22 protein-coding genes are annotated in these 19,627 nt (G+C 72.8%); 9 read left to right on the forward strand and 13 right to left on the reverse strand.

Going from position 1 to position 19,627, the window contains the following annotated elements:
* The 5 genes from ACA514_RS44160 to ACA514_RS44180 are packed head-to-tail and all read right to left on the reverse strand — an operon-like array spanning position 1 to position 4,186.
* Entirely contained in the window at positions 1-981 is a 981-nt protein-coding gene (locus ACA514_RS44160; protein WP_375047464.1) for an ABC transporter substrate-binding protein, read from the reverse strand.
* A complete protein-coding gene (locus ACA514_RS44165; protein ID WP_375047465.1) occupies positions 978-1,736 on the reverse strand; it encodes an ABC transporter permease in 759 nt (252 codons plus the stop codon). The genes ACA514_RS44160 and ACA514_RS44165 overlap by 4 nt, the downstream gene beginning before the upstream one ends.
* Positions 1,733-2,551 carry an ABC transporter ATP-binding protein gene (locus ACA514_RS44170; protein WP_375047466.1) on the reverse strand — a complete coding sequence of 273 codons (819 nt, stop codon included), beginning with the start codon at positions 2,549-2,551 and terminating at the stop codon, positions 1,733-1,735. The genes ACA514_RS44165 and ACA514_RS44170 overlap by 4 nt, the downstream gene beginning before the upstream one ends.
* 4 nt (positions 2,552-2,555) lie before the next feature.
* Positions 2,556-3,338 (reverse strand): SDR family NAD(P)-dependent oxidoreductase, encoded by a 783-nt coding sequence (locus tag ACA514_RS44175; protein ID WP_375047467.1) that lies wholly within the window; start codon positions 3,336-3,338, stop codon positions 2,556-2,558.
* Positions 3,339-3,397: 59 nt separating this feature from the next.
* Positions 3,398-4,186, reverse strand: a complete 789-nt coding sequence (locus ACA514_RS44180) for an SDR family NAD(P)-dependent oxidoreductase (protein ID WP_375047468.1) — start codon at positions 4,184-4,186, stop codon at positions 3,398-3,400.
* A 114-nt stretch (positions 4,187-4,300) separates the two neighbouring features.
* On the opposite strand from ACA514_RS44180, the gene ACA514_RS44185 reads away from it, so the two are divergent.
* The 4 genes from ACA514_RS44185 (at position 4,301) to ACA514_RS44200 (ending at position 7,844) form a co-directional block, all read left to right on the forward strand.
* Positions 4,301-5,113 carry an IclR family transcriptional regulator gene (locus ACA514_RS44185; RefSeq protein ID WP_375047469.1) on the forward strand — a complete coding sequence of 271 codons (813 nt, stop codon included), beginning with the start codon at positions 4,301-4,303 and terminating at the stop codon, positions 5,111-5,113.
* Positions 5,110-5,661 carry a carboxymuconolactone decarboxylase family protein gene (locus ACA514_RS44190; protein ID WP_375047470.1) on the forward strand — a complete coding sequence of 184 codons (552 nt, stop codon included), beginning with the start codon at positions 5,110-5,112 and terminating at the stop codon, positions 5,659-5,661. Before ACA514_RS44185 ends, ACA514_RS44190 begins: the two co-directional genes overlap by 4 nt.
* Positions 5,662-5,738: 77 nt before the next feature.
* Complete coding sequence (locus ACA514_RS44195; protein ID WP_375047471.1) at positions 5,739-6,950, forward strand: MFS transporter; 1,212 nt, start codon at positions 5,739-5,741, stop codon at positions 6,948-6,950.
* Between the two features lie 96 nt (positions 6,951-7,046).
* On the forward strand, positions 7,047-7,844 hold the full coding sequence (locus tag ACA514_RS44200) for an ABC transporter ATP-binding protein (RefSeq protein WP_375047472.1): 798 nt from the start codon (positions 7,047-7,049) through the stop codon (positions 7,842-7,844).
* 31 nt (positions 7,845-7,875) lie between these two features.
* On the opposite strand, the gene ACA514_RS44205 is transcribed toward ACA514_RS44200, so the two are convergent.
* Genes ACA514_RS44205 through ACA514_RS44220 form a run of 4 tightly spaced genes read right to left on the reverse strand, consistent with a single transcriptional unit; the run spans position 7,876 to position 10,281 of the window.
* Positions 7,876-8,172: a cytochrome C oxidase subunit IV family protein gene (locus ACA514_RS44205; RefSeq protein ID WP_375047473.1), complete on the reverse strand. Its 297-nt coding sequence runs from the start codon at positions 8,170-8,172 to the stop codon at positions 7,876-7,878.
* A 5-nt stretch (positions 8,173-8,177) separates the two neighbouring features.
* The gene (locus ACA514_RS44210) at positions 8,178-8,768 is read right to left on the reverse strand and encodes a cytochrome c oxidase subunit 3 (RefSeq protein WP_375047474.1); all 591 of its coding nucleotides are present in this window, start codon (positions 8,766-8,768) and stop codon (positions 8,178-8,180) included.
* On the reverse strand, positions 8,765-9,544 hold the full coding sequence (locus tag ACA514_RS44215) for a hypothetical protein (protein WP_375047475.1): 780 nt from the start codon (positions 9,542-9,544) through the stop codon (positions 8,765-8,767). Before ACA514_RS44215 ends, ACA514_RS44210 begins: the two co-directional genes overlap by 4 nt.
* A complete protein-coding gene (locus tag ACA514_RS44220) occupies positions 9,541-10,281 on the reverse strand; it encodes a hypothetical protein (RefSeq protein ID WP_375047476.1) in 741 nt (246 codons plus the stop codon). The genes ACA514_RS44215 and ACA514_RS44220 overlap by 4 nt, the downstream gene beginning before the upstream one ends.
* A 126-nt stretch (positions 10,282-10,407) precedes the next feature.
* On the opposite strand from ACA514_RS44220, the gene ACA514_RS44225 reads away from it, so the two are divergent.
* Positions 10,408-11,046: a TetR/AcrR family transcriptional regulator gene (locus tag ACA514_RS44225; RefSeq protein ID WP_375047477.1), complete on the forward strand. Its 639-nt coding sequence runs from the start codon at positions 10,408-10,410 to the stop codon at positions 11,044-11,046.
* Here the strand turns inward: ACA514_RS44225 and ACA514_RS44230 are convergent.
* On the reverse strand, positions 11,043-13,700 hold the full coding sequence (locus ACA514_RS44230; protein ID WP_375047478.1) for a LuxR C-terminal-related transcriptional regulator: 2,658 nt from the start codon (positions 13,698-13,700) through the stop codon (positions 11,043-11,045). The two genes, ACA514_RS44225 and ACA514_RS44230, sit on opposite strands and share 4 nt — an antisense overlap.
* Before the next feature lie 108 nt (positions 13,701-13,808).
* Between ACA514_RS44230 and ACA514_RS44235 the strand changes: the two genes are divergently transcribed.
* From ACA514_RS44235 to ACA514_RS44245, 3 genes are read left to right on the forward strand one after another with little or no spacing between them, the layout of a single operon-like run.
* Positions 13,809-14,351 carry a cysteine dioxygenase gene (locus tag ACA514_RS44235; RefSeq protein ID WP_375047479.1) on the forward strand — a complete coding sequence of 181 codons (543 nt, stop codon included), beginning with the start codon at positions 13,809-13,811 and terminating at the stop codon, positions 14,349-14,351.
* A 13-nt stretch (positions 14,352-14,364) separates the two neighbouring features.
* Positions 14,365-14,874 (forward strand): pyridoxamine 5'-phosphate oxidase family protein, encoded by a 510-nt coding sequence (locus ACA514_RS44240; protein ID WP_375047480.1) that lies wholly within the window; start codon positions 14,365-14,367, stop codon positions 14,872-14,874.
* A gap of 23 nt (positions 14,875-14,897) precedes the next feature.
* Entirely contained in the window at positions 14,898-15,323 is a 426-nt protein-coding gene (locus ACA514_RS44245; protein WP_375047511.1) for a VOC family protein, read from the forward strand.
* Between the two features lie 19 nt (positions 15,324-15,342).
* On the opposite strand, the gene ACA514_RS44250 is transcribed toward ACA514_RS44245, so the two are convergent.
* The 3 genes from ACA514_RS44250 to ACA514_RS44260 form a co-directional block, all read right to left on the reverse strand.
* Positions 15,343-16,677 carry a carotenoid oxygenase family protein gene (locus tag ACA514_RS44250; protein WP_375047481.1) on the reverse strand — a complete coding sequence of 445 codons (1,335 nt, stop codon included), beginning with the start codon at positions 16,675-16,677 and terminating at the stop codon, positions 15,343-15,345.
* Positions 16,677-17,309: a WHG domain-containing protein gene (locus tag ACA514_RS44255; RefSeq protein WP_375047482.1), complete on the reverse strand. Its 633-nt coding sequence runs from the start codon at positions 17,307-17,309 to the stop codon at positions 16,677-16,679. Before ACA514_RS44255 ends, ACA514_RS44250 begins: the two co-directional genes overlap by 1 nt.
* Before the next feature lie 190 nt (positions 17,310-17,499).
* Positions 17,500-18,612, reverse strand: a complete 1,113-nt coding sequence (locus tag ACA514_RS44260; RefSeq protein ID WP_375047483.1) for a saccharopine dehydrogenase NADP-binding domain-containing protein — start codon at positions 18,610-18,612, stop codon at positions 17,500-17,502.
* A 124-nt stretch (positions 18,613-18,736) separates the two neighbouring features.
* Between ACA514_RS44260 and ACA514_RS44265 the strand changes: the two genes are divergently transcribed.
* Positions 18,737-19,303 carry a TetR/AcrR family transcriptional regulator gene (locus ACA514_RS44265; RefSeq protein ID WP_375047484.1) on the forward strand — a complete coding sequence of 189 codons (567 nt, stop codon included), beginning with the start codon at positions 18,737-18,739 and terminating at the stop codon, positions 19,301-19,303.
* The last annotated feature ends 324 nt before the right edge of the window (positions 19,304-19,627 follow it).

Genomic DNA, 19,627 nt, shown 5'->3' on the forward strand with positions numbered 1-19,627 from the left:
TCACTTCGCCGAGACGATCTCGGTGCTGAGGTAGGCGTCCTGCGCCGGCGACGACGTCGCGATGCCGAGCTTCGGCAGCGCCTTGGCGTAGCCGGCCATGCCCGCGGCGCTGATGCCGCCGTCGGGGGTGAAGCCGCCGATCAGCGCGTCGTAGGTCTGCTCGGCGATCGGCTTCGGCATGCCGAGCTTGGACACCGCGAGGTCAACGGTCGGCTGCTTGTTGGCCTTCATCCAGGTCAGCGCCTTGGTGTAGGCGCCGGCGAGCTTCTTCAGGTTCGCCTTGTTGCCGGAGATGGTCGACTTCTTGGCCATCAGCACCGCGAACTGCGAGTTCGGGCCGAGGACGTCCGACGCCTTCTGCGCGATCTTGCCCTCGTGCTTGGCCTGGAGCAGGAACCCGAAGTTGACCGGCAGGACGAACCCGTCGACGTCGCCGCGCTTCATCGCCGACATCGTCGCGGCCGGGTCGCCGAGCGGGACCTCCTTGACCTTCTCGAAGTCCACGCTGGAGGCCTCGGCGGTCGCGCGGGTGATGTAGTCGGTGAGCGAGCCGGCCTTGGAGATGCCGAGCTTCTTGCCCGCGATGCCGGAGAAGCCGGTGATGCTGGACTTCTCCGGGACGATCAGCGCCATCGGGCTCTGCCCCATGACCCCGTAGAACGCCTGGGTGTCCAGCTTCTTCGCGGCGCCCGACACCGCGTCCAGCCCGGTCGCGGCGCCCACGTCGACGGACCCGCCGGTCATCGCCTTGGTGAGGTCGGAGCCGGCGCTGAAGTCGATGACCTTGACGTCCAGCCCGGCGTCCTTGAAGAAGCCCTGCTGGACGGCGACCCGCGCGGGCATCGCGTGCACGAAGTCCTGCGCCTGGACGAGCCCCAGCTTGATCGAGGTGGACGGACCGGACGAGCCGCCACCGCCGCACGCGGTGAGCGCGGCGGCGCACAGCGCCGCGACCGCGGCGATCCTTGCGGTGACCTTCATCGGGTGACGCCTTTCTGCAGCACGTGGGTGGTGAGCGAGAACAGGAGGTTGACGGCGACCGTGACCAGGCAGGCGACGACGATCCAGGCGAACAGGCCGGGGCTGTCGAGGCTCTGGCTGGCGGTGCCGAGCTGGTAGCCGATGCCGGCGGCGCCGGCGATGAACTCGGACGCGATGACGGTGACGAGCGCCAGGCCCAGCGACACCCGCATCGCGGCGAGCACCGGGCCGAGCACCGCCGGCAGGACGACGCCGGTCAGCCACTGCGCGCGGGTGGCGCCCATGGTCCGCGCGGCGGTGATGAGCCGGCCGTCGACGGTCGCGGTAGCGCGGGCCGCCGCGATCGCGATGGGGAAGAACGCGTACAGCGCGCCGAGCGCGATCTTGGAGTGCGAGCCGACCCCGAGCGTCGCCGCCAGCACCGGGTAGAGGATCACCAGCGGGAGGGCGTTCAGGCCGGTCAGGACGGGTTCGTAGGCGCGGCGCAGCAGCCGCGACGAGCCGACGAGCACGCCGATCGGCAGGGCCAGCACCGCCGCGATCCCGAACGCGATCGCGGTCTCCTCCAGCGTGGTGTCGACCGGCTCCAGCAGCTTCGACGGCTCCGAGGCCAGGTCGGAGAGCGCCTGCCACACGTCGCCGATCGGCGGCAGCAGCAGCGGCGCGACCGCTCCGGTGCCGGCGAGCAGCGCCCACACCGCGAGGACGGACGCGACCGTCCCCGCGTAGACGAGGACGCGGCGCGGCGCGATCACCGGACGTCCCCGGCGTCGTCCTCCAGCAGCAGCGCCGACAGCCGGTCGGTGAGCGCGTGGAACTCCGGCGTCCGCAGCACCTGCGGCTCGCGCGGCCGCGGCAGCGGGACCTCGATGACCTCCTTGATGGTCGCCGGGCGCGGCGTCATCACGATGATCCGGTCCGACAGGTACGCCGCCTCCGACAGGCTGTGCGTCACGAACAGCACCGTCTTGCCGTGCTCCTCCAGGAGCGTGACGAGCTGCTCGCCGATCTTCAGCCGGGACAGCTCGTCCAGCGCCGCGAACGGCTCGTCCAGCAGCAGGATCGACGCGTCCGACACCAGCGCCCGCGCGATCGCGACCCGCTGCCGCATCCCGCCCGACAGCTGGTGCGGGAACCGGTGCGGGACGTCGCCGAGCCCGACCGCGCGCAGCGCGTCCATCGCCCGCGCCCGCCGCTCCGCGCGGCCGACCCCGGCGAACTGGAGCGCGATCTCCACGTTGCGGACGGCGCTGCGCCACGGGTACAGCGCGAGGTCCTGGAAGACGAACGCCACGTCACGCGGACGGGGGCCGTCGACCGGCGTGCCGTCCACCAGCAGCTCCCCGGACACCGGCGCGAGCAGGCCGCCCACCGCGCGCAGCGCCGAGCTCTTGCCGCACCCGGACGGCCCGATCAGGCTGACGAACTCGCCCGGCCGCACGTCGAACGTCAGGTCCGTCGCCGCCGTCGTGTCGCCGTAGGCCAGGGTGAGGTCGCGGGCGGCGACCCTCGGCCGCTCCGCCTCGCGGACGCTCCCCGCCACGGCGTTCTCCTCGCGCTGCCCCGCCATGGCCTTAGGCCCCGACCATGTTGAACCCGCCGTCGGCGAGCATGTAGGCGCCGGTGATGTGCGAGGCGTCCTCGGTCGCCAGGAACAGCGCGGTGCCCGCGACGACCTCGGGCGGCGGGATCTGGCCCAGCGGGGTCTGCGAGATCAGCTTCTCGCGGCGGCCCGACTTCCAGTCCTCGCGCTCCAGCGTCGCGCCGGTCTCCATGAACCCGGGCGCGAACGTGTTGACGCGGACGGCCGGCGCGAACGCCGCGGCGTACGACTTGGTGATGCCGAGCAGCCCGTACTTGGCGGCGGCGTACTGCGGGGCGCGGGCGCTGCCGCGCACCACCACGGTCGAGCCGATGTTCACGATCGAGCCGTGGCCCTGCTCCAGCATCCGCGCGCCGAACTCGTGCGTCATCAGCAGCGTGCCCTTGACGTCCACGTCGATGACGCGGTCCAGGGACTCCTGAGTCAGCTCCCGCCACGACATCTGCTCGGTCGCGACGTCCCCGACGTTGTTGACCAGCACGTCCAGCTCGCCGGCGAGCTGGAACACCTCGTCGGCCAGGGCGCGGATCGCGTCCCACGAGCCGATGTCGGCCTGCACGACGAACGCCTCGGCGCCCGCCTCGCGGACCCGCTCCGCGGTGCGCTCGGCGCCCTGCTTGGAGGAGTTGTAGTGCACCCCGACGCGGGCGCCCTCCTGCGCGGCGCGCACGGCGATCTCGGCGCCGAAGCCGGTGCCGGCCCCCGTGACCAGCACCGTCTTCCCCTCGAACCGCGGGAAGATCTTCTGAGCCATGTGGTTCTCCTTGTCGTGTCATTCGTGGGGGACGACCCCCACACCCCCGGCAACTGCCTTTAGACGAGCGTGCGTCCGCCGTCGACGTACATGACGTGCCCCGTCATGAACGCCGCGTGCGGTGAGGACAGGAACAGGATCGGGCCGACGACCTCGGCGGGCGTGCCGAGCCGGCCCGCCGGCACGAGCCGTACGAGATCCTCGCGGACGCCCGGCCGCGCCAGGTACTCGGCCGTCAGCGGCGTCTCGACGTAGCCGGGCGCGATCGCGTTCACGGTGACGCCGTGCCGCGCCCATTCGGCGGCCATGACCCGCATCATCTGGTTCATGCCGCCCTTGGACGCGGCGTACGGCCCGTGCTTCTGGTGCGCCAGGAGCCCCGACACCGACGACAGGAAGACGATGCGGCCGCCGCCCGCGTCCACCATGTGCCGCCCGGCGGCCTGCGCCGCGCCGAACGCGGTGGACAGGTTGGTGCGCAGGATCCGGTCCCAGTCGTCCTCGGTGAACTCCAGCACCGGGCGCCGGTCGTTGATGCCGACGCAGTGCAGCAGGACGTCGAGGCCGCCCATCGTCTCGACGGCCTGCTCGACGACCGCCCGGCCCGCGCCCTTCGCGGTGAGGTCGGCGGCGAGGGTGTGCGCCTTGGTCCCGTCCGGGCCGGGCTCCAGCGCGTCCAGCCGGTCCTCGTCCCGGTCGACCGCCGTGACGACCGCGCCGGCGCCGAGGTAGCCGCGGGCGCACTCCGCGCCGATCCCGCCCACGCCGAGCACCAGCACCCGGGCGCCCTGCAGGCCCAGCCACGCGGTGCCGGTGTCCGGCGCCGGTCGAATCGTCCCGTCTGCCACTTGCGGTTCCTCGCCTTCCCGAGCTAGCTTTCACTGTATGAAAGCTACTTTCACTAAGCACGAGTATGGTGTGACGCCGGTCATGGCGTCAAGGCGGGCCCCCGGCGGCGGCCCGTGAGCCCCGAAGGCGCGAGCCCCGAGGGTGCGGGCGCCGAGCCGGACCGGTCGCGCTACCACATCGCCGCGCTGGCCAAGGGCCTGCAAGTGCTGAGCCTGTTCGACGGCACGACGCTGTCGCTGCGCACCAGCGACATCTGCGCACTCACCGGCATCCCGATGCCGACCGCGTTCCGGATCGTCTGCACCCTCGAAGACCTCGGCTACCTCGAACGCCGGCACGACGGGACCGTGCAGCCCGGCGTCAAGGTCCTGACGCTCGGCTCCGCGGCGATGCGCGGCTCCGGCCTGGTGCAGCTCAGCGACCGGCCGCTGCGGCTGCTCGCCGACGCCACCGGCGAGACCGTCAACCTCGGCGTCCTGGTCGAGGACCGCGTCCTGTACCTCGCGCGGCTCCGCAACGCCGACCTCGTCACCGCCAACGTGCACGTCGGCTCGACGCTGCCCGCCACCTACACGTCCATGGGCAAGCTCCTGCTCGCCCATCTGCCGCCGGACGAGCTGGACCGCCGCATCACCGCGCCGTCCTTCGCGCCCGGCGCCGGCCCCAACGCCGTCACCGGCATGGCGGACCTCCGCGCCCAGCTGGAGGAGATCCGCCGCGACGGGTACGCCGTCCAGGACCAGGAGCTCGCGCAGGGCCTGCGGTCGGTGTCGGCCCCCGTGTTCGGCTCCGGCGACACGCCGGTGGCCGCGGTGAACGTCGCCGTGTCCGCGCTGCGCCGTCCCCTGGACGACCTGCGCGGGGACATCCTCGACCGGCTCCGCGCCACGGCCGCCGACATCACCACCAGATTGAGGACGCAATGACCCGCCAGCACGCCTTCACGCCCGCCGAACTCGGCGGCGACCGCCTCGCGCTGTACCGCTCCATCACCGAGGGCCCGCGCGCCAAGGGTCCGCGCCTGTTCGCCCTCGTCTCGGACGACGGCGTCCTGCAAGGGCCGTTCAACGAGTTCCTGCTGCGCCCAGCCCTCGGCGACGCCCTGCAGCGGCTCGGCGCGGCCGTCCGCTACGAGGGCGCCCTCAGCGGACGGTCCCGCGAGATGGCGATCCTCGTGGTCGCCGCCCACTGGGACAGCGCCTTCGAGCGCACCGCCCACGAGGCCGTCGGACGGGCCGCCGGGCTCACCGACGCGGAGCTGGACGCGATCGCCGCCGGCGCCCCGCTGGACCTCGGCGACCCCGTCGAGGCGGCCGTCCTGCGCCTCGCCCGGGCCCTCGCCGCGGGCGACGTGGACGACGCGACGTGGGCCGCCTGCGTCCCGCCGCTCGACCGCGAGACCGTCTTCGAACTCACCACCCTCGTCGGCTACTACGCCACCCTCGCCCTCCAGATGCGGGCCTTCCGCGTCTGAGACGGGGCCGTCGCGCACACTGGACGTCCACACGGGCGCGACGGAAGGACCGTGATGCGAGCAGCCTGCGGGCGCCGATGACCATCCGGGACCGCGGCGCCGCGCTGTCGCCGTGGCGGTTCATCGTCGTGTTCGGCGTGGTGTCCCTGCTCATGGACTTCGTCTACGAGGGGGCGCGGTCGATCACCGGGCCGCTGCTGGCCTCGCTCGGCGCGTCGGCGACGGTCGTGGGCCTCGTCACCGGGGCGGGCGAGGCCGCCGCGCTCGGCCTGCGGCTGGTGTCCGGCCCCCTCGCCGACCGCACCCGCCGGTTCTGGGCGCTGACCATCGCCGGGTACGCCCTGACCGCCGTGTCCGTGCCCGTGCTCGGGCTGACCGGGGTGCTGTGGGTCGCGTGCGCGCTGGTGGTCGCCGAACGGGTCGGCAAGGCCGTCCGGTCCCCGGCCAAGGACACGCTGCTCTCCCATGCCACCGCCACCACCGGACGGGGGCGCGGGTTCGCCGTGCACGAGGCGATGGACCAGATCGGCGCCCTGATCGGCCCGCTGACGGTGGCGGGCGTGCTCGCCGCCACCGCGGGGGGCTACGGGCCGGCGCTCGGCGTGCTGGCCGTCCCCGGCGCCGCCGCCCTGGCCCTGCTGTTCTGGCTCCGCGCGCGCGTGCCGGATCCGGCCGAGTACGAGCCCGCGCCCGCACCACCGGCTGAGGACGCCGCGCCGCGCGGCGGGGAAGCCGTGCCGGCGCTGCCGCGCTCCTACTTCGTGTACGCGGCTTTCACCGCCGTCACCATGACGGGGTTCGCGACCTTCGGGGTCCTGTCGTTCCACCTCGTCCGCCGCCATCTGCTGGCCGCCGACCTCGTGCCGGTCCTGTACGCCGGGGCGATGGCCGCCGACGCCGTCTCCGCGCTCGCCACCGGCTGGCTCTACGACCGCGTCGGCCCCCGCGTGCTCGCCGTCCTGCCCGTGCTCTCCGCGGCCGTCCCCGCTCTGGCGTTCACGGACTCGGTGGCACTGGCGGTCGCGGGCGCCCTGCTCTGGGGCATGGCCGTCGGGATCCAGGAGTCCACGCTGCGCGCGGTCGTCGCCGACCTCGTCCCGTCCCGGCGCAGGGCCACCGCCTACGGGATCTTCGCCGGGGTCCTCGGCGTCGCGGCGCTGGCGGGCGGCGCGCTCACCGGCGCCCTCTACGACCGGTCGGTCACCCTGCTGGTCGCCGTGGTCGCCGCGATCCAGGCCGCCGCGCTCGTCCTGCTCGCCGTCCTGCGCGGCCGGAACGCCCTGCGGTGAGTACCCGGGCGGCCTGCGGGAAGGACCTGCGCGGGCGGGCCCCGGCCGAGGTCCGCCGCTGACGGTTCCGTGCCGAGCGAGGGGAAGGGACCCGCCATGCCGTCAGATCCCGACCCGCCGCCCCGGGACGTCCCGGTGACGGGCGGCGGCGCGGCGCGGCCGGACACCGAGCCCATGGTCGTCGTCGACCGGCTGCACGTCAGCTACCGGGTGCTCGGGGCCGAGACCGGCTCCGGGGGCGCCCGCCGGCTGCTGCGCCGCGCCCGGCCGCGGCCGCGCGAGGTGCACGCCCTGCGCGGCGTCTCGTTCGTCCTGCGCCGCGGCGAGTCGGTCGGCGTGGTCGGCTCCAACGGCTCCGGCAAGACGACCCTGCTGCGCAGCATCGCCGGGCTGCTGCCGAGCGACCGGGGCCAGGTGTTCACCTGCGGGCAGCCCGTCCTGCTCGGCGTGAACGCGGCGCTGATGAACGACCTCACCGGCGAGCGCAACATCGTCCTCGGCTGCCTGGCGATGGGCATGCCGCTGCGCGAGGTCCGCGAGAAGTACGACGACGTCGTGGAGTTCTCCGGGCTCGGCAAGTTCGTCGACATGCCGATGAAGACGTACTCGACCGGCATGGCGCAGCGGCTCCGGTTCGCCATCGCCACCGCGCAGGCCAGCGAGATCCTGATGATCGACGAGGCGCTCGCCACCGGCGACGCCCGGTTCCGGCGGCGCAGCGAGGACCGGCTGAAGGAGATGCGCGACCAGGCCGCCACGGTCGTCCTGGTCAGCCACAGCCTCGGCACCGTCGAAAAGACCTGCGACCGGGCGATCTGGCTCGACCACGGCCGCGTCCGCATGGACGGCCCCGCCGCGGACGTCATCGCCGCCTACCGCGACGAGCACGACTGACCCGCGGCGGCGAGCGGGGTGTCCGGCCGGGTCAGACGAGGTAGATGACCAGCAGGGTCAGCCAGAGGACGGCGAGCCACCCGTCCGTGGCATGCCGGAGCCAGCGGGGGGCATGGCGGACCTCCATGAAGTAGCGGATGATCAGGCGGCACTTGACGAGGCCGATCACGACGATGGCGGCGACGAGCTCGTTGCCCAGCGTCGTCGCGGTCTGGGATTCGCCGGGGGTGAGGAGCCAGGCGAGGACGGTCGCGGCCGTCAGGGCGGCCCAGGCGGCGAAGACGGTGCGCTTGTCCTTCCTCAGGAGCCGGTCGTCGGGTGCGCTCACGCGGGTCACCTCATCAGGTAGAGGAGGGCGAAGATGACGACCCACAGCAGGTCGACCATGTGCCAGAACAGGACGCTCTGCTCGACGATCGCCTGCCGCCGCCTGCGGGGGTCGCGCAGCTCGCGGACCGCGACGCCCAGGACGAGCAGGCCGAGGGCCAGGTGGACGAGGTGGACGCCGGTGAGGACGAAGTAGAAGCCGAAGAACTCGTCATGGATCGTGCGGCCGTGGCTGATCTCGGCGTGCCACTCGTAGGCCTTGATCAGGGCGAACAGCACGCCGCACGCGCCGGTGGCCAGGAGCAGCCGCTGCGCTTTCCGCAGCGCCCCTTCCCGGACGGCGAGCACGGCGAGGGCGGCGAACAGCGAACTGGTGAGCAGGACGATGGTGTTGGCGACGCCGATGTCGACGTTCAGGTGCCGCTGGGAGGCGGTGAACTCGTCGGTGGACATGGCGCGGAAGACCATGTAGGTGACGAAGTAGCAGCCGAAGAAGAACAGGTCGCCCAGGATCATGACCCACATGTCGACATCGCCGGGCAGGCGTCGTTCACGGGTCGGCGGGCGGGTTCGCGTCGTGGTGCCCGGGGCGGTCATCGGGTGCCCTCCGGCTCGTAGAGGGCGGGGGTGTGCGCGGTCTCGCGCTCGGCGGCCTTGCGGAGGAGGGCCAGCAGGCAGACGATCCACAGGCCGAAGATGACGATGGCGATGTAGAGGGTGATCATGCCGTTCCAGGCGAAGGCGCCGGAATGGTGGAGCCACATCTGGCTGGCCAGGATCTCGGTGACGATCTGCCAGACGGTGACGTAGGCGAACCACTTGGGGAAGATGCGGTTCCTGTCGTAGAAGACGGCGATGGCCAGGACGGTGTACGCGGCCGTGAAGCAGCCGAGAGACCCGTTGTACGACAGCATGCCCAGGTCGTAGAGCAGGTACAGGATGTCGGGAGAGCGGTCGGGGCGGAACGTCGCGGTGAGCCAGCAGACCAGCAGCACCTGGAAGCCCGGGACGGCGCCGACGCCCATGGTGGCGATGTAGGCGTAGGCGAGCATCTTGCCGGACGACATCCGCTTCATGAAGTAGCCGATGATCCCGTTGGAGATCGCGGCGCCGCCGGCGATCACCAGGAGGAACACGAAGCCGACCTGGATGCCGAGGTGGTGCTTGTCGAACCAGGCCGCGGCCTGCAGCCCGGTGACGTCGGGACGGGGCGGCGGGGTGGCCCGTCCCAGCAGACATATCCCGACCGACAGGGCGGTGTAGAAGACGGTGAACGCCCAGTAGACGAGCCAGACCTCCCGCTTGCCGGCGCGCTTCGGTGACGCGGGCTCGTCTGCCCCCTCTTCGGTGGGAGCGGCATCGGTGTCCGTCACGACGGCACCCCGTCCTGCTCGGCCTGGTGCCGCAGGGCGGCGCGCAGGACGAAGAACATCACCACCGCGAAGAGCGCGAAGGCGCCGTTGCGCAGCCAGAACGACACCAGCCCGTCCCAGGCCAGCGGACCGTCGCGGTACACCGCCGCACCCGCCGAGGGCGCCATGGCCAGCGCGGTCAGCAGCGCGTAGTGCCCCACCCATCGCGGGAAGACCGGCGCCCCGCGGTCGTCGGCATAGACGGCCAGGGCCAGCAGCACGAACTGGGCGACCAGCATGCCGATCGGGGCGATGAAGAAGATCCAAGCCAGGTCGTTCAGGACCTGGATCAGTTCGTCTCCCCGGTCGGGCCGGAAGGCGGCCACGGCGAAGAGGACGTTCGACAGCGCGAACAGGGTCGCCCCGGCCACGACGGCGGTGAGGTAGGAGAAGGCGTAGATGTGGCTCTCGCTGCGCATCCGCTGCATCTGCACCATGATCAGCACGAAGAACGGGACGATCAGGATGCCGAACAGGTTGAAGCCCACCATGCTGAGCTGGATGAGCGCGGTGTTGTCCCGGTAGAACGCCCCGACCTCGGCCGCGCTCATGTCCGGCGACATGGGCGGGAAGAAGCCGGGGAAGGCGGCGAACAGCACCAGCAGGACGAGCGCCAGCACGGGCGCGGACCACAGGATCACCTGCTGGGCCCGCAGGGCCGAGAAGGCCGACTCCTCTTTCTCGGTGAGGACCTGCATACGCTTCCTCTCCCTCTCCAGACCGGAAAGCAGGTTCTCCTGTTAGGGAAAGCAGCCTGCCGTAGCTGGAGCATGCCCGGCTTCCTGACGGTAGTCAATAATCCCGATGCGATAAGATCCCCTGCCATGGCGCACGTTCCCCACGACCCGAAAGATGACCACGGTCAGGGACGGGCCGTCCCGGTGCGCGCGCGTTCCCACGCCAGCCGGGACGCGATCGTCCAGGGGGCGCTGGCCCTGTGGCGCACCAAGGGCTTCGCCGAGACCACCGTCACCGACATCTGCAAGGCCGCCGGCGTCTCCAAGGCGCTGTTCTACGTGTACTTCGCCCGCAAGGAAGACGTGCTCACGGAGATCGAGGTGTTCACCATGCGCGACGCGCACCTCGCCGCCCAGGCCGTCGCGTCCCGCCCCTACACGCTCGCCGACCTGATCAAGGCCGTCATCGACGTCCTGGAGCGCAACATGCGCCGCTACCCGCCGGAGCTCGTCTTCGAAGCCGTCCTCGAGACCTACCGCTCCGAACGGCGCGCCCTCGCCGGCGGCGCGACCGACGCCGACCTCGCCTTCCTCTTCCTCGAGCCGTTCCAGCAGGCGCACCGCGACGGCAGGCTCTCGGCGGAGACCGACGTCGCGCGGACCGCGCGCATCGCCCAGATGCTCGTCGCCGACGGCATCCGCGACTGGGCCGCCGCCGGCTACACCGCCCAGCCCCTGGCCGGGCCCCTCGCCCAGGAGATCAGCACGCTGATCGACGGCCGCTAGGGCCGCGCCAGCAAGGCTCGGGTGTGGTCGCGTTCGGCCCGCGCGTCCAGCCGTTCGAACGCCGCGAGGGCGCGGACGAGTTCGGCGCGGTCGTCGTGGAGGCGCCCGCGGGCACGGGCGAGGCAGGCCGCCGCCCAGGCGTTCTCTTCGGCGAGCGGGGCGGCCGCCGCCAGCAGGTCCGCCGCGTCGGGCAGTCGCGCGGCCACGGCCAGTTCCGCGCCCGCCGCCCGCGCGTACGCGAGGTACTTGTCCAGCGGGGCGTCGACCGCGAACGCCGTGCGCACGAGGGGTTCGGCGGTGTCGTACCGCTCGTCGTGGAGGGCGAGGCGGGCGTCGACGAACGCCGCGACCGGTGCCGTGCCGAGCGTGCCGCCGGCCATCTCCGCGGCGTGCGCCCGCCACCGCGCCACCGGCCCCGGCCCGTCGATCATCGCGCTGGCCAGCACCGTCATGCTCACGGCCGGAAGCATCCAGAGCGGGGCGGGACGGCCGGCGCGTTCCCACTGGTCCAGCATTCGTTCCGCGTGCTCGATCGCGTCGTGGAAGCGGCCGGTCAGCGCGAGGGGCTGGACGAGGCGGCTCTCCGTGATGTGGGTGTCGCGCAGCAGGTCGTCGGCGATCCCGGCGCGGGCGGCGGCCATCGCGCCCGGCAGGTCGCCGGTCATGATCGCGTAGACGCAGGCGCGGCCGTAGGTGTTGCAGATCTCCGGCGCGCAGTACGGGTCGTCGCGGTCCATGGACGGCAGCAGCGCCAGGCGTTCGCGGGTGACGCGGTCGGCCTCGCGCAGCCGTCCGGCGTGCAGGGCCGCGGTCCCGGCGGCGCACAGGCCGGAGCTGACCAGGACGGGGTCCGCGGTCGCCCGGGCGGCGGCGAGCGCGGCGGCGGCGAGGACGGGGTCGGGCGCGCCCCTGTCCGGACCGGCCAGCCACGCGCGGGCCAGGGCCAGGCGCGCCGCGACCTCCGGGTCGCCGCCGGGGCCGGCCGCGGCCGCCTCGTCGAGGAGGCCGCGCAGGCGGTCGTCCGGGACGCTGGTCTCGAACGCCTCGGGGAACCGGTAGGCGGTCTCGACCGCCCAGGCCAGGTCGATCGCCCGGCCGCGGTCGTCGCCGGCCCGTTCCGCCTGTTCGGCGGCCTCCAGGAGCAGCTCGTACACGTGCTGGTTGGACGTGGTGCTGACGTGCGCGCACCCGGCTCCCGCGCGCAGGTCGCGGGCCGCCGACGCCGCGTCCGGCGCGACCGCGGCGGCGGTCCGGTGGTGGGCGTAGGACTCCAGCAGGTGGCGGCGGGCGTAGGTCAGGTGCGCCAGCGCGCTCGCCAGCCGGTGCGTCACCTCGCCCGGGCCGCCGGCCGCGGCCAGCGCGACGCGCAGGTCCGCGGCCATGGCGTCGAAGTCCTCGCGCCAGGCGGGATCGCCGATCCTGCCCTCGGTGGCGGACGCCGCGTCGGCGGCCCACCGAAGGTGGTGCGCCCGGGTCTTGTCCTCCTCGCCCGCGGCCGACATCTGCGCCAGCGCGAACGCGCGCACGGTCTCCAGCAGGCGCCAGCGGCTGACCCGCCCGCGCACGTGCACCACGAGGCTCTTGTCGACCAGCCGGCCGAGCAGGTCCGCGACGCCCGCGCGGTCCCCGCCGACGGCGGCCGCGGCGTCCATGTCGAAGGCCCCGACGAACACCCCGAGCCGCCGGAACAGCGCCTGCTCCTCCTCGTCGAGCAGGTCGTGGCTCCACGACAGGACCGCGCGCAGCGACCGGTGCCGCTCGTCGCCGCCGCGCACGCCGGACAGCAGCCGCAGCGCGTCGTCGAGCGCCGCGAGCAGTCCCGCCGGACCCAGCGACGCGCCCCGGGCCGCGGCCAGCTCGATCGCCAGCGGCATGCCGTCCAGCCGCGCGCACAGTTCCGCGACCACCGCCGGCTCGGCCGTGAACTGGGGGTCCGCGGCCAGCGCCCGGTCGCGGAACAGCCGCTCGGCGTCCGAGCCGAGCGGCAGCGGCGCGATCGGCACACTGCGCTCGCACGGGATGCCCAGCCGCTCCCGGCTGGTCACCAGCGCGCAGGTGCCGGGGCAGGCGGCCAGGATCCGTTCGGCGAACGCGGTCGCCTCGTCGATCACGTGCTCGCAGTTGTCCAGGACGAGCAGCCACCGCCCGGTGCCCAGCCGCGCCGCGACCGCCTCCTCCAGCGGCTGGTGCGAGCCCTCGGTCACCCCCAGCGCTGTCGCGACCGCGCGGGCCACGAAACCGTCGCGCACCGGCACCAGATCCACGAACGCCCCACCGGACGGGAACAGCGCCACGGCGTCCTCGGCCGCCACCGCCGCCAGCCGGGTCTTGCCCACGCCGCCCGGGCCCAGCAGCGTCACCAGCCGGGCCTCCTCGATCGCGGCCAGCACGGCGGCGCGCTCGGTCTCGCGGCCCACGAACGTCGTGCCGGACGCGGGCAGGCCGGCGATCCGGCCCGGCTCCCGCTCCCCGGAGCGGGCCAGCTCCGCCAGCGCCCACCGGTCGGCCATGCCGTACTTGCGCAGCAGCGACGACACGTGGCTCTCCACCGTCCGCACGGAGATGTGCAGCCGGTTCGCGATCTGCGCGTTGGACAGCCGCGCGCCCAGCGCGGCCAGCACCTCGGCCTCCCGCTCGGAGATCCGCTCCGCCACCCCTAGGGCCCCTTTCCGTGGCAGCGTCCGTGGTGTTCTGCGGTCGGCACGGATGCCCGCGCCTGCCCGCCGGGACGACGCTGGAGGCACCCGACAGGGGAGGACACCATGAACACCCTAACCGCGCGCCCCGCCGCAGATCTGGACGAACTCGTCACCGCCGTACGCGGTGCGGTCGCCCGCAACGCCGGCTGGCGCGAGACCGCGGCGCACGTGGGGGACGCGCTCCGCGACCACCTGCCCTCGCCCGGCCTGCTTCCCGCGGACCTGCTCGACGGCGAGCGCGGCACGTCCCGCAGCCACCTCCTGCACGTGGAGCCGGACGGCTCGTTCTCGATGGTGGCGATCGCCTGGCGGCCCGGCGCGCTGACCCGCGTCCACGACCACGTGACCTGGTGCGTGTTCGGCGTCCTGACCGGCGTGGAGCACGAGGATCTCTATACGCTCTCCGACGACGGCACGGCCCTGATCGAGGCCGGCCACAACCCGAACACGACCGGCGAGGTCAGCGCCTTCGCCCCGCCCGGCGACATCCACCGCATCCGCAACATCGGCGACGAGACCGCCGTCTCGCTGCACATCTACGGCACCGACCTGAGCCGCATCGGCTCCAGCGCCCGCCGCTTCTACGACCTTCCGGTCCAGAGCTGACAGGAGACACCCCATGACCACGCCGAACGAGACCACCGAGATCCTGAACCGCCCGCTGAGCCGGGAGATGCTGGCCCGCGACATCGCCCGCCTGGCCTACGTCGCCGAGGACGGCACGCCGCGGAACGTTCCCATCGGGTTCAGCTGGAACGGCACCGAGATCGTCATGTGCACCGCGAGGAACGCCCCGAAGCTCGCCCACCTGCGCCGGAACCCGGCGGTCGCCCTGACGATCGACACCGAGGTGCACCCGCCCACGATCCTGCTCGTCCGCGGCCGGGCCGAGCTCGACGTCACCGACGGCATCCCGGACGAGTACCTCGAGATGAACACCACCTACCAGATGACCCCCGAGCAGCGGGTCGAGTGGGAGGCCGGGGTGCGTTCGCTCTACCACGAGGGCATGGTCCGCATCGTCGTCACCCCGACCTGGGCGAAGCTGATCGACTTCGAGACGACCCTCCCGAGCGCCGTCGAGGAACTGTTCCGGCAGCAGGCCGAACGCCAGGCATCCAACTCGTGAGGGCAGGAAACATGACACTTCGCATGGACCACGTCAGCATCGTCGTCGCCGACCTCGAAGCCGCCGTCGCCTTCTTCACCGAACTCGGCATGGAGCTGGAGGGCAGGGCCCCGATCGAGGGCCGCGAGGCGGAGCGGGTCAACGGGTTCGACGGCCTCCGCGCCGAGATCGCGATGATGCGGACCCCGGACGGCGGCGGCAAGCTCGAACTGACGAAGTTCCACTCCCCGGCCGCGATCAGCGCCGAGCCGGACCCCGCACCGTCGAACACGCTGGGCATCCGCAGCATCATGTTCGAGGTCGACGACATCGAGGACACCGTCGCCCGCCTGCGCCCCCACGGCGCCGAACTCGTTGGCGAGATCGTGCGGTACGAGGACGTCTACCTGCTCTGCTACGTTCGCGGCCCCCAGGACGTCATCGTCGCGCTGGCCGAGAAGCTCGGGTGACCGGGCGCCGGACGGGGGGTCAGTCGTCGGGGAGCCAGTTGCCGTGGAAGCCGGGGGGAACGCGGACGGGCAGGTGGACGACGGCGACCGGGTCGCCGGTGAAGTCCTGCGCCGAGATGATGACGAGGTCGGTGGCGGCGCGTTCGGTGTCGTAGGCGAGGGTCATCAGGTAGCCGTCGTCCTCGGCGGCGCCGGGCGCGGACGGGACGAAGACGGCCTCGCCGACCGCCGAGCCCGCGGGGAAGCGGCGGGTGTCGGTGCGGCCCGTCCGGTAGTCGCGCTTGAGAAGGCCCTCGCCCACCAGGTCGCCGGGCGACGACTCCGAGCTGACGGTGTAGCCGTAGCGGTGCGGCAGGGACGTCAGCCGCTCGTCCACGCGCGGGAACTCCTGGGCGCGGTCGTCGAGGGTCTGCTGCGCTATGGTCCCGGCGGCCGGGTCGATGGTCCAGCGGTCCAGGACCGGCGGCGGGTTGCCCTCCAGGCGGCCGTCCCGCAGGAAGCTGGGGAACTTCGCCAGGTCCAGCACGATCCGGTCGCCGTCGTCGTAGGCGTTCATCGTGTGGAAGACCCAGCACGGCTCGATGTCGATCCACTGCACGTCGGACGCGTCACCGGTGCGGGGCAGCAGGCCGATCCGCGCCGGGTGCGCGTCGTCCCACGCATACGGGAGGCCGGCGCCGGCCGCGAGCAGCGGCATGGAGAAGGTGACGGGCAGGTCGTAGACGATGACGTACTTCTCCGTGAGGGCCAGGTCGTGCACCATCGGCCCGTCGGAGACCGGGATCTCCACCGAGCGGGTGACGAGCCCGGCGGCGCTCAGCACCGTGTACTGGAGATGCTCCCAGCCGAAGTAGTAGGCGATGGCGTGCAGCTCGCCGGTGGCCGGGTCCTTCTTGGTGTGCGCGGTGTAGCCGCCCTTGAGGGTGCCGCCGAAGTCGCAGGGGCCGAGGGTGCCGAGGTCGCGGCTCAGCTCGTACGGCCGGAACCCGCCCTCGATCAGCGCGAACGTGCGGCCGGCGTGGCCGATCACGTTGGTGTTCGGGGCGATGTCGAAGCCGTCGACGGCTGGGCCCTCCGGCCACGGTTCGCCGAGTTCGGCGGCCACCCGCCGGGACCGCACCCAGCGGTTGCGGTACCACTCGGCGCGGCCGCCGCGCAGCCGCACGCCGTGGACCATGCCGTCGCCCATGAACCAGTGGTAGGACTCCGGGTCCTCCAGCCCGAGCGGATTCGGGCCGATCCGCAGGTAGCGGCCGTTGAGCTCGGCGGGGACGCGTCCGGTGACGGGCACGTCGTGCGCGGTGGTCTCCTCGGTGACGGGGGCGTGGAGACCTTCCAGGAACGTGTTGGGCATCAGGAGCCTCGTTTCTCTGGGACGGACGGAGCACGGAACAGACCGGCTCCCATGGCGGCGAGAGTGGACTCGAAGACCTCGCTCGCGTCGGCGGGGAGATGGCCGGCAAGTTCGAGGCTGACAACGCCGTGGATGGCGGCCCACAGCGACGCGGCGACGTGGCGCGGCTCGCCGCCGGACAGCAGCCCGGCGGCGGCGCAGGCGGCCACGGCGTCCTCCAGGATCGTGAAGGTCGCCGCCGCCTGCACCAGCGCCTCGTCGCTCGGCCGGAACCCCGGGACGGGTTCGCCGAACATCAGCCGGTAGTAGTTGCGTTCGGCCAGGGCGTATTCGCGGTAGGCGCGCCCGAGGCCGACGAGGTGCTCCAGCGGATCGGACCGCTCCGGCACCGCGGCCAGCCGCCGCCGGAACCGCTCGAAGGCCTCCACGTACAGCGCCTCGACCAGCCCGGCCTTGCCCTCGAACATCCGGTACAGGACGGTCGTGGAGCAGCCGACCTCGGCCGCGATCCGCCGCAGCGCCAGCGCCCCCGGCCCCTCCGCCGCCAGCAGCCGGCTGGCGGCGTCCAGCAGCGACGTGCGGATCGCCGCGTCCCCCTGCCGCTGGGCCAACTCGTACGCGCTCGAAGCCATGCCGTCCTCAATAACACCGTTTTTTTGCAGTAACAGCGTTATCTCACGCTCCCGAACGCCCGTCAACCCCCACCCAAAGGACCGGCGCCCGGAGCGCCTTGCCGGAGTCCGCCGCCGTGTGCGCCCCGGCGGTTGTCGCGGGCGCTCGCCGAGGCCCCGGCAACCGCCGGACGGCGGGCATCGGCGCTCCTCAGTCCAGTACGAAGGCGCCGCCCGCGGACGTCGCCAGGTCGGCCCCGAGGGCGGCCGCCGGCGTCCAGGACCCGGGCCTGCCGACGCCGCGGGCCAGCAGTTCGGTGACGGTGGCGGTGACGTCGGCCGTGAAGTCCATACCGTCGCCGGCGCGGAGCCATCCCTCGTGCCGGGTGCCGTCCGCCCACTCGACGACGGCGTGCCCCCAGGAGTGCTTGCGCGGGCGGGGCGCGGCCTTGATCCGTGCCCGGCCGAGCCGGTCGACGGCGAGGCGTCGCAGCGCCGGCACGGACAACAAGCGGCCCAGCAGCGGGAGCAGGGCACGTATCAGCGGAGCGGTCGGCACGAGACCGGAAGTGGCGGTGACGAACGGTGCTCCGCTCACCGCATGCGCCGCGACGAGCTCGCCGGATGCGACACCTGCCGACTTCGCCGACTCCCCGTCCGGAAAAGCGAGTCGCCGCGGGTCCGCGCCGAGGCGCGACGTCACCAGCCGCCCATTCTCGTACCGCCGCCCACCGGCGGTGAGCACGTCCACCATGCTGGCCGCCAAGGCGGCACCGAGCACTCCCGCCTCGACGGCCACCGAGCCCACGGCGTCGACCAGCACCTGCTGCGGCGCGGGCCGCCCTTCGCACAGCTTCGCCACCACCGCCTCCGTCGCCAGCACGCCGAATCCGGCGCCGGTGACCAGGGTGCTGCCCGCCCGCACCGCTTCGTCGTGCAGGGCGAGCAGCCCCTCCACGGCGACCAGGTCGCTGGCCAGGTCGACGTAGTGGCCGCCGGGCATGCAGGCACGGGCGATCACCGGTGCCGTGGCGGCGAAGGCGCCCATCGTGTTCACCACCACCCGCGGGCGCTCCCGCACGATCTCCTCCGCGATCCGCTCGGCCGAGTCGGCGACGACCACCTTCGCATCCCCGGGCAGACCGGCCTCGGCCCCGGCGGCGACCAGCCGCTCCCGGCTGCGCCCGACCGGCACGACCGTCAGCCCCCGCGCAGCCAGCCGCGCGGTCACACCTCGGCCGACACGGCCGGTGGCCCCGACGACCCACACCTCGTCGTTCGTCCTGACCTCGCCGGTCTCGCCGGTCTCGCTGGTCTCGGTCATGTGAATGTCACCCTGCCTCTTCCGGGCCGCACCGGGGACGGGCATCCCCAGTGATGACACAGTGTGTCATTGGTTCAGGCTAGCATCGATGGCACAGTGCGCCATCACCTGTTACCGTCGGCCTGTGGCGAGATGGGATCCGGGTGCGGAGGAGCGCCTGAAGCGGGCGGCTCTGGAGCTGTACCTGGAGCGCGGCTACGACAACGTGACGGTGACCCATATCGCCGAGCGGGCCGGACTCACCCGGCGCTCCTACTTCCGCTACTTTCCGGACAAGCGCGAGGTCCTGTTCGCCGGCTCGGAGCGCCTGCCCCCGGTGCTGGCGGAGGCGGTCCTGGCGGCGGACCCGGACGCGGCTCCGCTCGCCGCCGTCCTCGACGCGCTGGCGCGAGTGGGTGCCGAGCTCGTCGAGCAGGTGGACGGCGCGCCGGAGCGCCGGGCGGTGATCGACGCCAGCCCCGAGTTGCAGGAACGCGAACGGACCAAGACCGCTGCGATCACCGCTGCGATCCGCGACGCCCTGAGGCAACGCCAGGTGAACGCCGAGAGGGCCGAACTGGTCGCGCAGCTCGCCACGGTGGCCTTCCAGAACGCCTTCCGGCACTGGATCGAGGCCGAAGGGCGTGCGAGTTTCGGCAGCTGCCTGCACACGGTGACCGACGAACTGCGAGCCGCCCTCGCCGGGACGTGAGAGGGACGTCTGCCCGTGCCATAGCTGATCGCTTCAGGGCACAGCAGCGGCGTTAACGGGCATCTTCACAGATGGGGGTGTAGCTGCGGGGGCGGCTGGGCTTGCGGGTCTTGGGTCACCCTCTCTTGCTGTCGTTGGGAGTTTCCCCGAGGGGGCGGCCTTGCACGTTCGGGCTCGCTGCTGAGACTTCTTGTCGGGCCGTGCTGATGCCAGGCTGATCGAGGTGGGTCAACACATCGACACTCCCTCCTTCGATGTCCGCCCCGGGATGCCCCGCGAACGCCCTTGGTACCGACGGCCTCGATTGCTTGGGCATCAGCTCCT

Source organism: Actinomadura sp. NTSP31, from assembly GCF_041951385.1.
Taxonomy (GTDB): Bacteria; Actinomycetota; Actinomycetes; order Streptosporangiales; family Streptosporangiaceae; genus Spirillospora; species Spirillospora napierensis.